This window comes from Streptomyces sp. 1222.5 (assembly GCF_900105245.1).
In the GTDB taxonomy this organism is placed as follows: Bacteria; Actinomycetota; Actinomycetes; order Streptomycetales; family Streptomycetaceae; genus Streptomyces; species Streptomyces albidocamelliae.
Window position 1 is genome coordinate 8,336,198 of record NZ_FNSZ01000001.1, and the last position, 16,779, is coordinate 8,352,976.

Here is a 16,779-nt window from a genome sequence, read left to right on the forward strand (position 1 = left end):
CACGCCCGTACCCGAATAGTAGCCGACCGGTCGGCTAGTAGGTGGACGGTACTCGCGCCGGCCCGATGGACGCGGCGGATGCTCTGCTAGGCCCGGTACGGGTCGTCGAGGGGCAGCCATGCGGACGGACCGTGGATGCCGAGGTCTCCGACGCCGTCGCACAGAGCGTCCACGAGGGCACGGACCACCCCGCGGACGTCGCTCCGGCGCCACACCAGGGACCAGGTCCACCAGACCTCCGGAGCCACGACGGTGCGCCGGACCAGGTCGGGCGGCACCGGTGTGGTCTGCCCTTTGGGGCAGTTGACGACCGGCAGCCGGTTGCGCCGGACATGGTCGAAGAAGGCCGGGCCGGTGATGCCGTTGTCGGAGATGCGCATCGCGCGCGCCCCTGTGTCCCGCGCCAACTGCTCGGCATAGGCGTTCCAGGAGAACCATGAGGTGGTGTCGTCGTCGAGGAGGACGACGGTGTCCCGGGCCGCCACGTCGCCGGTGTCGTCACCGGTGGCGACGGCGTACAACCGGTCGGCGCCGATGAGCCGGGCACGCAGGCCGTGCTTCTCGAGGTCTTCCGTCCTCACCCAGCACACGGCGAGGTCCAGGCTGCCGTCGGCCACCCGGGCGGCCTGGGTGTGCGACGGCGCGACCCATGCGTCGAGGTGGACCTGGGCCACCGCGGAGGTGCGGGCGCTCAGGTCCGCGGGGAGCCAGTTGACGTAGCCGAGGCGCAGTGGCTCGGAGCCGGACAAGCGGCGGGCGTGCTGCTGGAGGTCGTCGGCCTGTGCCAGCAGGGCACGCGTCTGCGGAAGCAGGGCGGTACCGGCCGCTGTGAGCGAGACCGAGCGGCGGTCACGGTCGAAGAGCCGTACGCCGAGGTCGCGTTCGAGTGCCTTGATCTGCTGGGACAGGGACGGGCCGGCGATCAGGAGACGCTCGGCCGCCCGGCCGAAGTTCAGCTCCTCGGCCACCGCCACGAAGTACCGCAGTTGGCGCAGCTCCACACCCGCCATGCTACGTCCGGTAGGAGGTTCTCCCTACCAGCAGCGAGGAAGCCGGTCGTGGCGTGCGCCGGGTCGACGGGAGCACGCTGGGAGCCGAAGCCCGACGGCATACGACCGCACCCGGCGGCCCCGCACGCATCGCGGCGGACGGACACCGCACGCCCGGGCCCGCCGCTCCGGAGCGGGACCATTCCTGCCAGTCCAGCCCCCGCGGACCCCCGCCCACAAGGAATGCGCCATGCCCGTACGACACCTGCGCGCCGCCTCGGCCCGAACAGGAGGCCTCTCTCCCTCGCCCCGGGTCCACGTCGCCCGGACCGCCGCCGCACTCGCGGCGGCGATGGGCATCGGCCGCTTCGTCTTCACCCCGATCCTCCCGCTGATGCACGCGCAGGCAGGGCTTTCGGTGAGTGCCGGCGCGAACCTGGCCACGGCCAACTACGTCGGCTATCTGGCCGGCGCACTCGCAGGCATCTTCGCTCCCGCGCTGGTCCGCTCACCGGCTCTCCTGCGCGTCGCCCTGGTCGTACTGACCGGGACCCTGGCCGCGATGCCCGCCACGCACGACGCGCACCTGTGGATCACTCTGCGCCTGCTGGCGGGAGCGGCCAGCGCCCTGGTCTTCGTCCTCGCGGTCGGCTCTCTCCACAGCAACCTCCGCGGCCACCCCGCCCACCTGTCCGGATGGGCCTTCGGTGGAGTGGGTACCGGCATCGCGCTGTCCGGCCTTCTCGTCCTCGTGCTGCATTCCGTAGCCGACTGGCGGGTCGCCTGGTGGGCCTCGGCCGCACTGGCCGCACTGTTCACCGCGGGAGCGTGGCGCCTGCGCCCTGAAACGGCACCTGTTCGGGAACCGCGGAAGGAGCCCGGGGCGGCACCGGGAGCCGGCACGCCGGCAGCGGAACGGACGACGACTCGCACGCGCCGCTGGTTCACCACCCTGTTCGCCTCCTACACGCTGGAAGGCGTCGGGTACATCGTCGCGGGCACCTTCCTTGTCGCCGCGATCGAGCAGAGCTCGCCTGGCCCGGTCGGCAACGCCGCCTGGGTGCTGGTCGGTCTGGCGGCCGTACCCTCCTCGGCGTTGTGGGCGGGGCTCGGGCGCCGCTGGTCCCATCCCGACCTGCTGCTCGCCGCACTCGTCGTCCAGGCGACCGGCATCGCCCTGCCCGCCCTGATCGGCGGGGTGACGGCCGCACTGATCTCCGCGGTCCTGTTCGGCGCGACGTTCATCGGTGTCAGCACCCTCGCGCTGGCCGCCGGCGCACACCTCTGGTTCCCGCGCTCCGTGGCGCTGTTGACCGCCGGGTATTCCGTCGGCCAGATACTCGGACCCCTCGTCGTCGCACCACTGCTCCACCACGGCTACCACCGGGCCCTGATCGTGGCCGCCGTCGTCGTCCTGGCGGCCGCCGGGGCAGCGGGTCTGCTGCGCATCGGCTTCCCGAGCCAGGGCGTGGTTCCACGCGGAGCCGTGAACGGCCGGCGCACCGGAGCGACGCCGACGGCGGGCCCGGACCGAGGTGGCGCCTGACGGGACGCGTCCGGTGCACCAGGTCGGGTGCGTCACCGCCTTGACAGGTGACGGATTGGGGGCGCAGGCTGAAGGCGATCGAGCCCTGCGGGCCGGTCGCCTCGACGAAAAGGGAGCCACCATGGAAACCGAGCCTTCGCTGGACACGGCAGCGGCAGCGGCAGCGCGGCACGCGCGCTTCGGCAAGCTGCCGGAGCGTATCCGGTTCGACGAAATGGTCGAGGAGAAGGTGGTCGAGCCGAACACCTCCGCGATTGCCTCGTACAACCCGGAAGGGTCCTGGAATCACTTCTCGTGTCTCGCGCTCGATCTGGGGCTGTAAACTTGATTCATCAACTAGATGAGCGTCGGATTCGGTAGTCCGCCGCACTCCCTGGCGCCTGTCGCGCACCCCGATGGAGCGTCCACGCCTTGGGAATGACCGCAGAGGGCCTCGCCGCCGGTCTTTTCGAAGTCCTCGAAACAGGGGATCCCGCCCTGGCAGCGGAGGTGGTGCACGAGGAATTCCGGAACCGTGAGGCGGCCGTGGCGCCTCCGGCGTGCCGGACGGCCGGCCCGGCGGGTGTGCCGGCGTCCGGCGCGTGGATGCGGTCCGCGTTCGAGGGCCTGCGACTGCCCTTCCTGGGGGACCGTCGCCGACGAGCGGCAGGTGTGGCTGCGGTTGCGCATGCGGGGGCGCCATGCCGGGGCCTTCGCCTGTTCAAGGACGGTGCCGTGGACCGAGTCGTGCCGCCTACGGGGCGGGGGGTCGACTTCGAGCAGATTCACGTCCTCGACCTGCGTGACGGCAAGGTGATCCGGCACGAGGCCGTGCGCGACGACATCACGATGTTCGGCCGGCTCGGGGTGTTCCCGCCGACCCCGGCGGCCGGAATGCGCATGCTCGCGTGGCGGGTCACCGGGCGGGCTTCCCGGGCCGCGGCCGAGGTGGCGGCGACCGCATTGCGCACGCCCGCTGCGCAGCTTCTGGCGAGGCAGGTTGGGGGCGGTCTTCGGCCGCGGGTCCCGGTCGACTTCGGCTCGGAGGCGTCGCCGCAACTGGAGCCGGTGGTCTTGGCGTTGAACCCTCTCCGCCGCGGCGCACGGCGTACCCGCTGTCGTCGTCCCGGATTCGCCCGAACGGCAGCGGTAGGCGGAACGCCCTCTCGGTCACCGGGGCCTGCATCGGCCTGCGGCCCGGGAAGGGGGCCCGCGGTGATCGCGGCGGCCGTCGGTCGGCTGCTGTCCGATGCGGCATGCACCGTTGCGGCGTCCCGCCTGCGTGACGAGGTGGCCGCCATGCCGACCGCGGAGGAGGTGGCGGCCCGACTGGCGGCGGTGGCCGCCGCGGAGCGAGGGCGCTGAGGGCGTGGAACCGCCTAGGGTGAGGGGGAGCCGAGCTGGGGCGGTGCCGTTCGAACGGCCGCGTCGATCACTGCGGCGCTATGCGCTCCAGCACCTTTGCGGCCGCGGCGATGTCGCAGCCGTCCAGGCGCGAGAAGACGTGCCGCCGCACGCTGGCGAGGTTGGTGGGCCACGCCTGTTTCAGTTGCTTCCAACCGGCGTTGGTGAGGATGGCGAGCCAGGCCCTTCCGTCGTCCGGCGCCTTCTCACGGATGACCAGGGACTGCGACTCCAGCCGGTTGACCACGCGTGTCATGCCGCTCAAGGACAGCCCGCACATACTGGCCAGTTCGCTCATCCGCATCTGGTTGTGCGACGCCTCGGAGAGGTGCACCAGGACCATGTACTCGGAACTGGAGATCGGCAGTTCGTCCAGCATGTCCGCGTCGACCAGGCGCGGCAGGAGCGTCATCACCCTGCCCAGCGCCCGCAGGAAGGCCTCCTCGTCACGATCGAGGGGCTCGATATCCGTCGCGTCTGCCATGGCCTCAGTGTAAATGGCATGCCGGGGCGCAGGTGAATGCCGAACTGGTCGCATTGTTGTACTTGCCGCGCAAATTACCGCGTGGAACGCGATGTCCTGGACCGGTCCGAGATCGGACGGCCGGTGTGGGCAGGTCTCGAAGCCGACCCGCTGGTCGCGTGTCAGGAAGCGCGGTCCACGTCGACGACCGCCTGGGCGAAGGCGGTTGGCGCCTCCTGCGGCACGTTGTGACCGATGCCGGTCAGGGTGCGGTGGTCGTACTCGCCCGTGAACCGGTCGTGGTACGACGCCCCGTTGCCGGGCGCGGTGAACGGGTCGCGCTCGGCGTCGATCGTGATCGTCGGCACCTCGATGACGGGACGCGTCGCGAGTACCTTCTCGTAGCGGTCGTAACGGCGTTCACCGTCCGCGAGCCCCAGGCGCCAGCGGTAGTTGTGGATCACGATGGCCGCGTAGTCGGGGTTCTCGAACGCGGCGGCCGTCCGCTCGAAGGTGGCGTCGTCGAAGTGCCAGGTCGGGGAGACGGTGTCCCAGACGAGACGGCACAGATCGTGCCGGTCCGTTCTGTCCTCCATGGCGAGGCGGCCACGCTCGGTGCTGAAGTAGTACTGGTACCACCACGAGTACTCGGCCTTCGGGGGCAGCGGCTTCTTCTGCGCCTCGACGTCGGTGATGAGGTACCCGCTCACGGAGACCAGTCCCTTGACCCGCTCGGGCCACAGCGCCGCGATGATGTCGGCCGTACGCGAGCCCCAGTCGAAGCCGGCGAGGAGGGCCTTGTCGATCTTCAGGGCGTCCATCAGGGCGATGATGTCGACAGCGACCGCCGACTGCTGGGCGTTGCGGACGGTCCGGGAGGACAGGAAGCGCGTGGTCCCGTGCCCGCGGAGGTACGGAACGACGACCCGGTAGCCCTGCGCCGCGAGCAGGGGGGCCACGTCCACGAAACTGTGGATGTCGTAGGGCCAGCCGTGCAGACACAGGACGACGGGTCCGTGCGCGGGACCCGCCTCGGCATAGCCGACGTCCAGCACACCCGCCCTGACGTGCTTCAGCGTGTCGAAGGACGTGTGGGTGCCCGGGGCCACGACGGGCACCGTGGGGGTGGGTGTGCCACCCGTCGCACGGTGCGCGGACGCGGCGGTCGCAGGTGTTCCGAATCCGGCCAGCGAGGCGGCGGCCGCGCCCGTGCCGATGCCGGCGGCCTTGGTGAAAGTGCGCCTGTTGATCATGAGAAACCCCTCCGTCGTACGGATGAGAAGGCGTGGGTGCCAGTCGCAGGCGCTCCCGGCGGACGTCTTCGGGCCATCGCGTTGCGAGTGTGCGATGACTGTTCCACAGCGTGCGTCACCAGTCAAAAAGGTGACGCACTCGCTCGCCTTGGCTCGGAGGGCACGTGGGGACGACGAGTCGGGCTGCGCGCGGACCACCTCCCACCGAAGGCTGACGAGCGGGCGCCGGGCCGGTCGACCGCGGTGAGAGGCCTCACACGGCCGGCCGCGCGTCGCACGGAATGAGGCGTTCTCCGCTGCGGTTTCCCGGTCACCCACCTCATTCCGAGCCGGCTGCGCCGCACGCCGGTGTACCGAGGAGAAGAACCATGAATCGATCGGTGTGCAAGGAGAGCCCGGCTCGCCTGCGCCGCGTCCGTCTGCCCGGAACGGTGCGCGCCTGCCCTGCCAAGCTGCCGCCGCGACCACGCCGGACAGGACCGGATCCGGACCCGTCGTAGGCGGCGGAGTGTCAGCCCCGGCACGTCTCCAGCAGCCTCAGCCAGACCTCGCTGATCGTCGGGAAGGCCGGCACGGCATGCCACAGTCTGCGCACGGGCACCTCGCTGACGACGGCCACCGTGGCCGAGTAGAGCAGCTCTCCCACGCCGGGGCCGACGAACGTGACGCCGACCACGGTGTCCCGTTCCTCGTCGAGCAGCATGCGGGCCCGGCCGCGGTACCCCTCGGCGTACTGCCGCGCACCCGCGACGAGTCCGATGTCGTAGTCCACGACCTTGACCCGCCGCCCCGTACGCTCCGCCTCGCGCGTGGTCAGACCCACCGACGCGACTTCGGGGTGGGTGAAGACGACCTGCGGGACGGCCTCGGTGTCCGCGGTCGCCACGTGGTCGCCCCACTTGGCGTCGTCGACGGGCCGCGCATGGGCGCGTGCCCCGATCGCGGCACCCGCGATCCTCGCCTGGTACTTGCCCTGATGGGTCATCAGCGCCCGGTGGTTGATGTCCCCGACGGCGTAGAGCCACCCCTCGGGCACGGTGGTGACCCGGCAGGTGTCGTCCACGGGCAGCCATTGGCCGGGCGTCAGCCCGATGGTCTCCAGCCCCAGATCCTCCGTCTTCGGTGAGCGGCCGATGGCGAACAGGATCTCGTCCGACGTGATCTCGTCGCCGTCGGACACCGTCGTCCGCACCTCGCCGGCCGCGTCGCGCGCCACCGACGTCACCGAGGTTCCGATACGCACGTCGACGCCGAGTTCGCGCAGCCCCTCCGCGACCATCTCGCCGGCGAAGGGTTCCATCCGGGGGAGCAGTCCTGCCCGGCTGCGCACCAGCAGGGTCACCTCGGAGCCGAGCGCCTGCCAGGCGGTGGCCATCTCCACGGCCACCACCCCGCCCCCCACGACGACGAGCCGGCCCGGTACGTGGTCGGCGCTGGTCGCGTCGCGGCTGGTCCAGGGCCGTACCGCGTCCAGGCCGGGAAGGTCCGGAAGCGCCGCGCCCGTGCCCGTCGCCACCACGACGACCTGCCGGGCGGTCAGCCGGACGGTGTCGCCCTCGGCGGTGCGCACCTCCACCTGTCTCGGGCCCGTGAACCGTCCGTGACCGCGGATCAGGTCCACGGACACGGAGTTGAGCCAGTCGACCTGGTCGTCGTCCTTCCAGTGTTCCGCCATGGTGTCGCGGTGCGCGAGGACCGCGGGTGCGTCGAGCGCCCCCTGCACGGCCTGACTCAGACCGGGCACACGGCGGGCGTCGGCCCGTGCGATCACCGGCCGCAGCAGCGCCTTGCTGGGCTCGCAGGCCCAGAACGAGCACTCGCCACCCAGCAGTTCATGCTCCAGGATCACAGTGCTGAGACCGGCGGCACGTGTTCGCTCCGCCACGTTCTCACCGGCCGGTCCTGCCCCTATGACCATCACGTCGTACGTGCGGGAGGCGTCGTTCATCACCGCTCCTGTGATCCAGTCGCCTCTCTCGGCTCACCGGACTGCACGGACGTGTCGACACCGGGCAGCGCCCGGGGAGTCCGCCGGCGCTGTCACCTACGCACAACGGTGCGGGAGAGGCGGCACATGGCGACCGAATGCCACCCTATGCCCGGAAGAGAGCGCGTGCATGCGGGTGTGAAGCCGTGGGGCGCCGCCCCTCCGCGCCCCAGCGGAGACCGGTGGCCGCGTCAGGCGTGGACCGGGACCTTGGGGTCCTGGACGCCCAGCAATGCCCGGCAGCTCGGCCAGAGCGTGTTCAGGCGGGCGGGGTTGTTGTAGAGCTTGGCGAAGAGCACCTGACCCTCGAGCTGGGCCACCATCGATCGGGCGGCCTCGTGGGCGTCGGCCACGGCCACCTCGCCGCGTTCCCGGGCTGCGGTGACGACCGCCTCGACCATCGCCACCTGGGCCTCGAAGATCTCCTGCAGGCGGCCGCGCAGGGCGTCGGCCTGGTTGCTCATCTCCAGGGAAAGATTGCCGAACATGCATCCGAGGACCGCGCCGCAGCTGTCCTGCGCCGCCTGCTGACGGGCTTCGGTGGCCTCGAACAGTCGCTGGAGCCGCTGCAAGGGCTCGGCGTCGGTGTTCAGGACCTGCTCCCAGTCGCGCCGTTCGGCTGTCCAGTGCTCGTCGATCACGGCGAGCGCGAGGGCCTCCTTGGACTCGAAGAAGTAGTAGAAACTCCCCTTCGGCACCCCAGCCGCCTTGCAGATCTCGGCGACGCCCAGGGCCGAGTAGCCACGCCGCTCGAACAGTGTCCGAGCGGCGGTGAGGATCTTGTTCTTGGCATCGCTGGTCCGTCCCATACCACAAGTATACGACCGAACGACTATCAGTGGCGCGCCGCCTACCCGCCCCTCCTCGGTGCCGCGGCGGAACACCCCGTCGGCGTCGTGGAAGATCCCGCCGACCTCGATCGCGCGGTCGACGAGCTCGGCGTGGGCCGCCTCGATGTCCGGGACGACGAGGTGCGGGCCCCGCGTCGAGCCGGGGGCGGCCGTGGTGACGCCGGTGCCGAAGAGAATCGAGCACTGCGAGCGCCGGGAGGTTCCCTTTCGTGAGTGTCACCTGTTCGACCGGTGGGATCTCGTCAATATGTCCCGTCACCGGTCAAGCCGGTGACGGTCGTGCATAGGCGGTCGGACCGACCTCGGCCCCGCATGCGTCCGGCCGGAGTCGTACCTAGGCTGGAGTCCGTTCACCCCCCAGGACCTCGACCGGGCCGAAGAGGCCCCGAGACGTCGCCGGGGATGCCGCCGGCCGCTGTTCCGGCAGCTCGCCGGCAGGAGATGGTCACCCGGCTGTGTCCGCGGGCGGCTCTCCGTGGGCGGCTTCGAGTAGGAGACGGGCATGGCCGAGCCTCACGACCCGTACGACCTGCTGCCGACGGTGCCCTCGTTCGAGCTGAGCAGCTCCGACATCGCCGACGGGAAGACCTTGGGCGTTGCGCAGACCAGCGCCATCTTCGGGGGGCCGGGTCAGGACAGCTCGCCGCACCTGGCCTGGAACGGCCACCCCGCCCGGACGCGGAGCTTCGCGGTCACCTGCTTCGACCCGGACGCGCTGACGGTCAGCGGTTTCTGGCACTGGGCGGTCTACGACATTCCGGCGTCCGTGAACGAACTGCCGGCCGGCGCGGGCGACACCGGCGGAAAGAGGCTGCCCGCCGGTGCCCGGATGCCGGCCAACGACGCCGGGCGGCACGGCTTCCTCGGTGCCGGACCCCCGCCCGGGGAGGCCCCTCACCGCTACATGTTCGTTGTTCACGCGCTGCCTACGCCCCGGCTCGACATCACCACGGAGGCGACCCCCGCGTGGCTCGGCTTCCGGCTCGTGTCCCACGGTCTGGCAGGAGCGGGCCTCACGCCGGTGTTCGGGATCCCGGCCTGACCGCGGAGCAAGGCCGGGACCGAGAAATGAAGTCAGTCGAATCCCCCTGCACGTCGTGCGGGGACAAGGAGGCGGAGACCGATGGCGAAAGTCCTCTTCATCGTCAGTGGGGCCACCTACTGGGTGCTCAAGGACGGCAGCAGGTACGCGACCGGCTACTGGGCCGAGGAGTTCGCGATGCCGTACAAGGCGGTCACGGAAGCCGGCCACGAGGTCGTGGTCGCGACACCGGGCGGCGTGACCCCGAACGTCGACATGATGAGCCTGCGTCCCTCCATGGCCGGAGGTGAGGAGGGGGCTCTGGAGCTGGAGGAGATCATCCGGTCCGCCGAGGCGATGCGTCGGCCCCTCAAGCTCTCGGACGTCCGCCTGGAGGACTACGACGCGGTGTACCTGCCCGGCGGCCACGGCCCGATGTCGGACCTCGCCTACGACGCCGACGTGGGCCGGCTGCTGACGGCCCAGCTCGCCTCCGGCAGGCCGCTGGCGATCGTGTGCCACGCCCCCGCCTCGCTGCTGGCCACCAGGATCCACGGCGAGTCGCCCTTCAAGGGCTACCGGGTGACGGGCTTCACCAACGAGGAGGAGGAAGCCGTAGGTCTGGCGTCCAGGGCGCCATGGCTGCTGGAGGACGAGCTCAAGGACCAGGTGGGCGTCGAGTACAGCCGCGGCCCCATGTGGGAGCCGTACATGGTCGAGGACCGCAATCTCATCACCGGACAGAACCCTCACTCGGCGGCGGTCCTGGCGGATCGCCTGCTGGAGATCATCAAGTGAGGAGACCCGGAGTCCCCGCGGCCCGGCCGGAGGCCCGACGGCGCGGCGAGGGATCCCGCCGGCGTCCGTCGGGCTCCGGTTGCTGAGCGGACGGGGCCGCCAGAGGATTGTGTGTGTCGCGGTCGTTCCGCGACCACTTCCGCCCTGGCGGCACGTCGCGTTCGTGGGCTTGGCGAGACCCCATGGTTTCGCGATTCGGTGCGGGCCGAAGGAGGGATTTTGCTCGGCGCGTTGACCAAGGTGTTCGGAACCAGTGATCTGCGGAAGAAGCTGCTCTTCACGCTGGGTGTCATCGTCCTGTACCGACTGGGGTCGCACATACCGATCCCAGGGATCTCCTACAAGGACGTACAGCGGTGCGTGGACGCCGCTGCGGCCGGCAACGGTGGTCTGCTGGGCCTGGTCAACGTGTTCAGCGGCGGGGCTCTGCTGCAGATCACCGTCTTCGCCCTGGGAATCCTGCCCTACATCACCGCCAGCATCATCCTGCAGCTGCTGACCGCGGTCATCCCGAGGCTGGAGGCACTGAAGAAGGAGGGCGCGGCCGGGCAGGGGAAGATCACCCAGTACACGCGCTACCTGACCGTCGCCCTCGCCGTACTGCAGGGGACGGGTCTGGTCGCGACCGCGCGCAGCGGTGCCCTGTTTCCCGGTTGTCCCTCGGCGGCCGGCATCGTGCCGGACACCTCCATCCTCACGACCGTGGTGATGGTCCTGACCATCGCCGCGGGCACGGCCTGTGTGATGTGGTTCGCGGAGATGGTCACCGAGCGGGGTGTCGGCAACGGGATGTCGTTGCTCATCTTCATCTCCATCGCCTCCACGCTCCCGGCCGCGCTGTGGGCCGTGAAACAGCAGGGCAAACTCGCGGACGGCTGGGTCGGCTTCGGCGCCGTCATCCTCGTCGGGCTCGTCATGGTGGCGCTCGTCGTCTTCGTGGAGCAGGCACAGCGACGTGTTCCGGTCCAGTACGCGAAGCGAATGGTGGGCCGCAAGTCCTACGGCGGGACGGCGACGTACATCCCGTTGAAGGTGAACCAGGCCGGTGTGGTGCCGGTCATCTTCGCCTCGTCCATCCTGTACATCCCCGCGCTCGTCGCTCAGTTCTCGCATTCGCAAGCGGGCTGGGCGGAGTGGATCACGCGCAACTTCGTCCGAGGGGACCACCCCTTCTACGTGGTCGCGTACTTCCTGCTGATCGTGTTCTTCGCCTTCTTCTACGTGGCCATCACCTTCAACCCCGAGGAAGTGGCGGCCAATGTCAGACAGGCCGGCGGCTTCATCCCGGGCATCAGAGCGGGCCGCCCCACGGCCGAGTACCTGAGCTACGTCCTCAACAGGCTGACCTGGCCGGGTTCGCTGTACCTGGGTCTTATCGCGTTGGTGCCGACTGTGGCGTTCGCGAGTTTCGGCGGCGCGAATCAACTCACCGGCACCAGCATTCTGATCATCGTGAGCGTCGGGCTGGAGACCGTCAAACAGATCAACAGCCAGATCGAGCAGCAGAGCTACGCCGGCTTCCTGCGCTGAGCGCGCCTCCTCGCGAACGATCGCGGATCAGGCGCCGGCAGGCTCTTCGGCCAGCAGTTCCCGCACTCGCGGGGCTACCTCGCGGCCCAGCAGTTCGATCGTGCGGGCGCGCGCCTGACGCGGGAGGTGCAGGATGTCGTACTTGAGGTCGAAGCGGTTCAGCCGGAGGTCACGGGCCGTTCTGGCGATCTTGCGTGCGACGGTCTCCGGGGAGCCGACGAAGAGTGCGCCGTGGTCGATCTCGTCCCGGTAGCGTTCCCAGGTCGGGGCATAGAAGCCACGCTCCGTCGCCAGGCTGGTCACGACCGGCTTCCAGTACTGCCACCAGGTCTCGGCGGCCTCCTTGTCGGTGTCGGCGACGAGTCCCAGGGAGTGCTGCCCGATCGGCTGCGGAGAGTGTCCGGCCTCGGCCAGGGCCCGCTGGTAGAGATCGACGAGGCCGGCGAAGCGCTGCGGTCGGCCGCCGATGACGGCCAGCATGAGGGGGAGGCCGTAGCGGGCGGCGCGGAGCACGGAGTGCGGACTGCCACCCACGCCGATCCAGGTGGGTATGCCGCCCGTGGGCATCCGGGGTCGCAGCCGTTGCCCGACGAGCGGTGCCCGGAACGCGCCGGACCACGTCACCGTGTCTTCCCGCTGCAGACGCAGGAACAGGTCGAGCTTCTCTTCGAAGAGTGCTTCGTAATCGCCGAGTTCGTACCCGAACAGCGGGAACGAGTCGGTGGCGGACGCTCGCCCCACCACGAGTTGGGCCCGGCCGTCCGAGACGGCGTCCAGGGTCGAGAAGTCGTGGTAGAGCCGCACGGGGTCGTTGGTGCTCAGGACGGTCACCGATGTGCCGAGGCGGATGCGACGGGTGGCGGTGGCCATGGCGGCGAGCAGCACGGGAGTCGCCGTGTCGATGTGGTCCGGACGGTAGTGTTCGCCGACGCTGAAGATGTCCAGGCCCATGTCTTCGGCGCGTACGGCCTCCTCCACGAGCAGCCGTGCGGTCTCGGCATCGTCCTGGACGCGACCGCCGTCCGTGGCGACCTCTCCGAAGGAGTTGAGGCCGAATTCGAAGGTCGCGGCTGCCGATGTCGGGTCCGGCATGGTGTCCTCCTCCGGTGGTCCCGGACGGCGGACCACCTGTAGGGCATGGGGTCGGGGGTGTGTCGATGCGTCGAGCGCCGAGTCGTGGCGACCGCGGCTCTCAGGGCGGCATGCGTCCCACGGGCGGCTGGGCACAGCCTCTCCCTGAGAACCGGCGGGCGGTCGGCGTCAGCTGGCGCGCAGGGGAGCGAGGGCCTTGGCCCACGCCACGACCTGGTCCAGGGTCGTGACCAGCGTGTCCCGCTGGACGTCGGCCGGCTTGAAGGAGGTGAAGTTCTCGAAGTCGGTGAAGAGGGAGAGCGCCACCTGGGAGCGGACGTCGGCCATCTGCATCTCGGCCGCGATGCCGCGCAGGTGTTCCACGGCCCGGGTCCCGCCGACCGAGCCGTAGCTGACGTAGCCCACGGCCTTGTTGTTCCACTCGGCGTAGATGAAATCGATGGCGTTCTTCAGCGCGCCCGGCACCGAGCGGTTGTACTCGGGCGTGACGATGACGAAGCCGTCGAGAGAGTCGATCTTCTCGGCCCACGCCTGCGTGTGGGGCTGGGTGTAGTTGCCCAGCGAGGCCGGGTAGGCCTCGTCCAGTACCGGCAGCTTGTAGTCCAGCAGGTCGACTATCTCGAACTCCGCGTCGGCGCGCTGCGAGGCGATCTCGTGGACCCAGCGGGCGACGGCCTCACCGTTGCGGCCGGGCCTGGTGCTGCCGATGATGATGCCGATCTTGGTCATGGGTGGAGCCTTCCGTGGAAATGGCGGCAGCGCGAGAATACGTCTGCGGCACCAAAGAACTTGCTGAGCGAAGTAAATATGATTAGTGATTGACGCGTCAAGTAAACGTATGTGTGCAGGCGGGCGGGTCCCTGGCGGCGACGGGGGGTGTCCGTCGGCGATCTTCGCCAGTGCGCCCGCGAGTTCGTCCAGCTCCCCGTCGTCCAAGTGGTCGAAGATGTGCCGCCGTACGCCGGCGAATGGGCCGGCCGGGCACGCGTCAGGCGTGCGAGTCCGGCGGCGGTCAGGGGCGGTGCGGCGGGTGCCGCGAGATCAGCCGACGGGCGCTGCGGCTGCGGTGGTGCCGGGCTCGGCGATCGGTGCCGCGTCGAGGAGAACGGACGCGGCTGCGCGGGCCGTCGCGGCGGCCGAGGGATCGCGGTCCATGCGGGCGGTGTGGGCGGCGCCGTCGTAGAGGCAGTGCAACTGGCGGGCCACGTCCTCGGGGTGGGCGTACCCGGACTCGGCGGCCAGTCGGGTCAGCAGACCGCGCAGCCAGGCCCGGTGATGCTCGGCGATGCGGCGGAACGAGCCGTCCTCCGGCGCCTCGGCCGTCGCCCGCATGAACGGACAACCGCGGTATCCCGGGTCGGCGAACGCCTCACCCTGCGCGTCGAAGACGGCCAGCAGTCGCTCCCGCGGGTTCCCGCGGCGAGCCACGGCCCCGGCGATCCGGTCCCGGATGCGGTCGCCGCGAGATTCCAGATAGGCGCACACCAGCCCCTCCTTGCTCCCGAAGGCGTTGTAGAGGGACGCCTTGGCGACGCCGGCGTGCTCGATGACACGGTCGATGCCGACCGTCTGCACGCCTTCGCCGTAGAACAGTTCGTCGGCGGCGTCGAGGAGACGCCGGCGTGCCGTCGGCCTGTCCGCGGCCTTGGTGGCCATGGGATTCACCTGCTTCCAGCCGGTCCGGTTCACTCTGCCCGCGCCGAGGCGTCGGCCATGCACGCGTTCACGGCGACCGAGGTCCCGGAGGGTGATCCGGAAGCCGACCGCACCACCGACACGCGCTCCACGCGGCGACCGCTGAGAACGAGCCCGGTCAGTGCGACCAGCGCCAGTGCGATGACCGCCCCGCCGTACTCCCTGGCCGTCGGGACGAGCCCGCCGCCGTGGACGACCAGTATGCCGCCGATGACCGCCGGCACGCCCAGGCCCAGATAGCACACGACGTAGAGGAGGGACAGCACACCGGCCCGCTCGTGCGGGGCTACACGCGGCATCACCATCCGGATACCTCCCTGGAAGCCACTGCCGAAGCCGAATCCGGAGACCACGCCGCCCGCGAAGAACCCGGCGACGGAGAGCGCGCCGCCCGTCCCGGAGGCGATGGACACCAACGTGGTCGCGACGCCGGTGATCAGCGTTCCGATGCCGATCACCATGACCGTGCGGGTCGCGGTTCGGCGCAGCACCCAGACGGCCAGGCCGGCGGAGGCGGCGAGTACGAACAGCGGCAGCCCGCCCCACACGACGGAGTCCGAGTGCTCCAGGGTCCTGGCGATGGCCGGCCCGAGGGCACCGTAGAGGCCGGTGAGGGCCCACACCGCGAACAGGACGGGAGCGGCGACGGCCACCGAGGAGCGGGCGGCCGCGGGCAGTTTGATCTCGGGCGCCATGCTCGCCAGCGCACCGGGCTTCCGGGCGACGGTCTCGCGCAGGGCGAGCACGCCGAGCGCCTGCAGGGCGAAGACGGCGAGCAGTACGACGTACACGAGGCGGGTGGGTGCGGGCAGGTACTGGACGATCAATCCGGATGCGAGGGCGCCGCTTGCGGTCCCCACGGCAGGGGCGAACGAGTTCAGGAACGCGCCGCGTCGCGGATCGATGTCGAGCATGCCGGCGCCGAGCGCGCCCACCGCCGCTCCCGTGCTCAGGCCTTGAACGACCCGGGCTGTCAGTAGTGCGTCCACCCCGCCGGCGGTGAGGAACACCACCATCGCCAGGGCCTGTCCCAGCAGCGCGGCCAGGAGTACCGGCCGTCGGCCCAGGTGATCGGAGATCTTCCCGAGCACGAGGAGCGACACCAGTACGGCCAGGGCGTAGACGCCGAAGACGACGGTGACCGTGATCGGTGAGAAGCCCCAGCGCTGCTGGTAGATCGCGTAGAGCGGAGTCGGGGCGCTCGACGCGGCCAGCAGAGAGACGATGATCGAGGCCAGGAGGCCGACAGAGGCCACGGGCCCCAGCAAGGGCCTTCTCGGACCGGCGTGAGCGGATGAGGGGCCGGCCGGGTTGCGCGTGGAAGCGCTTCGGTTCACATCGGTTGCGTAGCTCATGGCTCACTTTCGGACTGCTCTGACGGCTCGGGAGCCACCACTAGACAGATCTGTCTGGTCCTTGCTGAACGGGTGGTGGACATCGGCTATTCCCGCCGTCCAGCAGGTTCGTCCGGTACTAGACGGTCGGTCGCCTATGGTGGTGAGAGTCGATCGCCCGACACCTTCCGCAGCCCAGCCCGGTCGTGGAGCGCATCGGGTCACCCCTCAGTTGCAAGGAGGCGCCCGGTCATGCGCGACGACATATGGACCGACATCGCCGGCCCGTGGTGCTTCGTCGCCAAGGCACGCTTCGATCAAGGACTCGGCGCCTTGGCCCACCGGGACCAGCCGGAGGTGGTGCACCGGTCGTACGAACTCGAGCCCCGGGCCGAGAACGGCGATGTGCCGATCATCGACGCGGTCGCCGCCCCGTGCGGACGCACCGGTGAACAGCAGTTCCCGGTCGTAGACCGACGCCTCTCAGCGAAATTCAGCCGGAAGGCGAGGTCCATCAGCTCGCTTTGGCGGCCCCAAGTGGGTCTCGCGGTCGAAGCGGAATTGGACGGGGTGGAGGCCCGGCAAGTCCTGGACAATCCGGCCGCGTTCGCCGATGAGGTACGGGCGGACGAGCGGCTCGCGGCCGAACCGAGTGCCGGAGGCGTCCCCTCCTTCGTGCTGAACCGGCGCTACGGAGTGACCGGCGTCCAGCCGCCCGAGACATTCACGCGGGCACTGGACCAGGCCTGGGCAGATCACCGGGCGGCTTGAGAGGCGCTGTGCAGGGCAGCGGCGGGACGGGGCGAGTAGCGCCGCGCCGCTCCGAGGGCGGTGCCG

15 protein-coding genes and 1 pseudogene are annotated in these 16,779 nt (G+C 70.2%); 7 read left to right on the forward strand and 9 right to left on the reverse strand.

The features are described 5' to 3' along the window. Window positions 1–86: 86 nt before the first annotated feature. Complete coding sequence (locus BLW57_RS37855) at window positions 87–1,010, reverse strand: LysR family transcriptional regulator (protein WP_093480176.1); 924 nt, start codon at window positions 1,008–1,010, stop codon at window positions 87–89. Window positions 1,011–1,239: 229 nt separating this feature from the next. Between BLW57_RS37855 and BLW57_RS37860 the strand changes: the two genes are divergently transcribed. The 3 genes from BLW57_RS37860 (at window position 1,240) to BLW57_RS37870 (ending at window position 3,879) form a co-directional block, all read left to right on the forward strand. Beyond that, window positions 1,240–2,535 (forward strand): YbfB/YjiJ family MFS transporter, encoded by a 1,296-nt coding sequence (locus tag BLW57_RS37860; protein WP_371127832.1) that lies wholly within the window; start codon window positions 1,240–1,242, stop codon window positions 2,533–2,535. A gap of 121 nt (window positions 2,536–2,656) precedes the next feature. Then, the gene (locus tag BLW57_RS37865; RefSeq protein ID WP_093481122.1) at window positions 2,657–2,857 is read left to right on the forward strand and encodes a hypothetical protein; all 201 of its coding nucleotides are present in this window, start codon (window positions 2,657–2,659) and stop codon (window positions 2,855–2,857) included. Between the two features lie 95 nt (window positions 2,858–2,952). After that, window positions 2,953–3,879 carry an ester cyclase gene (locus BLW57_RS37870; protein WP_093480177.1) on the forward strand — a complete coding sequence of 309 codons (927 nt, stop codon included), beginning with the start codon at window positions 2,953–2,955 and terminating at the stop codon, window positions 3,877–3,879. A gap of 67 nt (window positions 3,880–3,946) precedes the next feature. Here the strand turns inward: BLW57_RS37870 and BLW57_RS37875 are convergent, their stop codons facing one another. The 4 genes from BLW57_RS37875 to BLW57_RS37890 form a co-directional block, all read right to left on the reverse strand. Beyond that, complete coding sequence (locus BLW57_RS37875; protein WP_093480178.1) at window positions 3,947–4,402, reverse strand: MarR family winged helix-turn-helix transcriptional regulator; 456 nt, start codon at window positions 4,400–4,402, stop codon at window positions 3,947–3,949. A 161-nt stretch (window positions 4,403–4,563) separates the two neighbouring features. Continuing rightward, window positions 4,564–5,634 (reverse strand): alpha/beta fold hydrolase, encoded by a 1,071-nt coding sequence (locus BLW57_RS37880; RefSeq protein ID WP_093480179.1) that lies wholly within the window; start codon window positions 5,632–5,634, stop codon window positions 4,564–4,566. Between the two features lie 511 nt (window positions 5,635–6,145). Continuing rightward, the gene (locus tag BLW57_RS37885; RefSeq protein WP_093480180.1) at window positions 6,146–7,582 is read right to left on the reverse strand and encodes a dihydrolipoyl dehydrogenase family protein; all 1,437 of its coding nucleotides are present in this window, start codon (window positions 7,580–7,582) and stop codon (window positions 6,146–6,148) included. A gap of 230 nt (window positions 7,583–7,812) precedes the next feature. After that, a complete protein-coding gene (locus BLW57_RS37890; protein WP_093481123.1) occupies window positions 7,813–8,430 on the reverse strand; it encodes a TetR/AcrR family transcriptional regulator in 618 nt (205 codons plus the stop codon). 544 nt (window positions 8,431–8,974) lie between these two features. On the opposite strand from BLW57_RS37890, the gene BLW57_RS37900 reads away from it, so the two are divergent. The 3 genes from BLW57_RS37900 to secY all read left to right on the forward strand — a co-directional run bounded on the left by BLW57_RS37900 (window position 8,975) and on the right by secY (window position 11,821). Next, window positions 8,975–9,514 (forward strand): YbhB/YbcL family Raf kinase inhibitor-like protein, encoded by a 540-nt coding sequence (locus tag BLW57_RS37900; RefSeq protein WP_093480181.1) that lies wholly within the window; start codon window positions 8,975–8,977, stop codon window positions 9,512–9,514. 81 nt (window positions 9,515–9,595) lie between these two features. After that, the gene (locus BLW57_RS37905; RefSeq protein ID WP_093480182.1) at window positions 9,596–10,291 is read left to right on the forward strand and encodes a type 1 glutamine amidotransferase domain-containing protein; all 696 of its coding nucleotides are present in this window, start codon (window positions 9,596–9,598) and stop codon (window positions 10,289–10,291) included. Window positions 10,292–10,522: 231 nt separating this feature from the next. After that, a complete protein-coding gene (gene secY, locus BLW57_RS37910) occupies window positions 10,523–11,821 on the forward strand; it encodes a preprotein translocase subunit SecY (protein WP_371127833.1) in 1,299 nt (432 codons plus the stop codon). 27 nt (window positions 11,822–11,848) lie between these two features. On the opposite strand, the gene BLW57_RS37915 is transcribed toward secY, so the two are convergent. From BLW57_RS37915 to BLW57_RS37930, 4 genes are all read right to left on the reverse strand, one after another. Then, window positions 11,849–12,913 (reverse strand): LLM class flavin-dependent oxidoreductase, encoded by a 1,065-nt coding sequence (locus BLW57_RS37915; protein WP_093480184.1) that lies wholly within the window; start codon window positions 12,911–12,913, stop codon window positions 11,849–11,851. A gap of 168 nt (window positions 12,914–13,081) precedes the next feature. After that, window positions 13,082–13,642, reverse strand: a complete 561-nt coding sequence (locus BLW57_RS37920) for an NADPH-dependent FMN reductase (protein ID WP_093480185.1) — start codon at window positions 13,640–13,642, stop codon at window positions 13,082–13,084. Between the two features lie 312 nt (window positions 13,643–13,954). Next, window positions 13,955–14,569 carry a TetR/AcrR family transcriptional regulator gene (locus tag BLW57_RS37925; protein ID WP_093481124.1) on the reverse strand — a complete coding sequence of 205 codons (615 nt, stop codon included), beginning with the start codon at window positions 14,567–14,569 and terminating at the stop codon, window positions 13,955–13,957. 29 nt (window positions 14,570–14,598) lie between these two features. Then, on the reverse strand, window positions 14,599–15,864 hold the full coding sequence (locus BLW57_RS37930) for an MFS transporter (RefSeq protein ID WP_256339731.1): 1,266 nt from the start codon (window positions 15,862–15,864) through the stop codon (window positions 14,599–14,601). Between the two features lie 618 nt (window positions 15,865–16,482). Here BLW57_RS37930 and BLW57_RS43195 point away from each other — a divergent pair. Continuing rightward, window positions 16,483–16,713 (forward strand): annotated as a pseudogene (locus tag BLW57_RS43195) (DsbA family protein); the annotation flags it as partial. Window positions 16,714–16,779 lie beyond the last annotated feature (66 nt).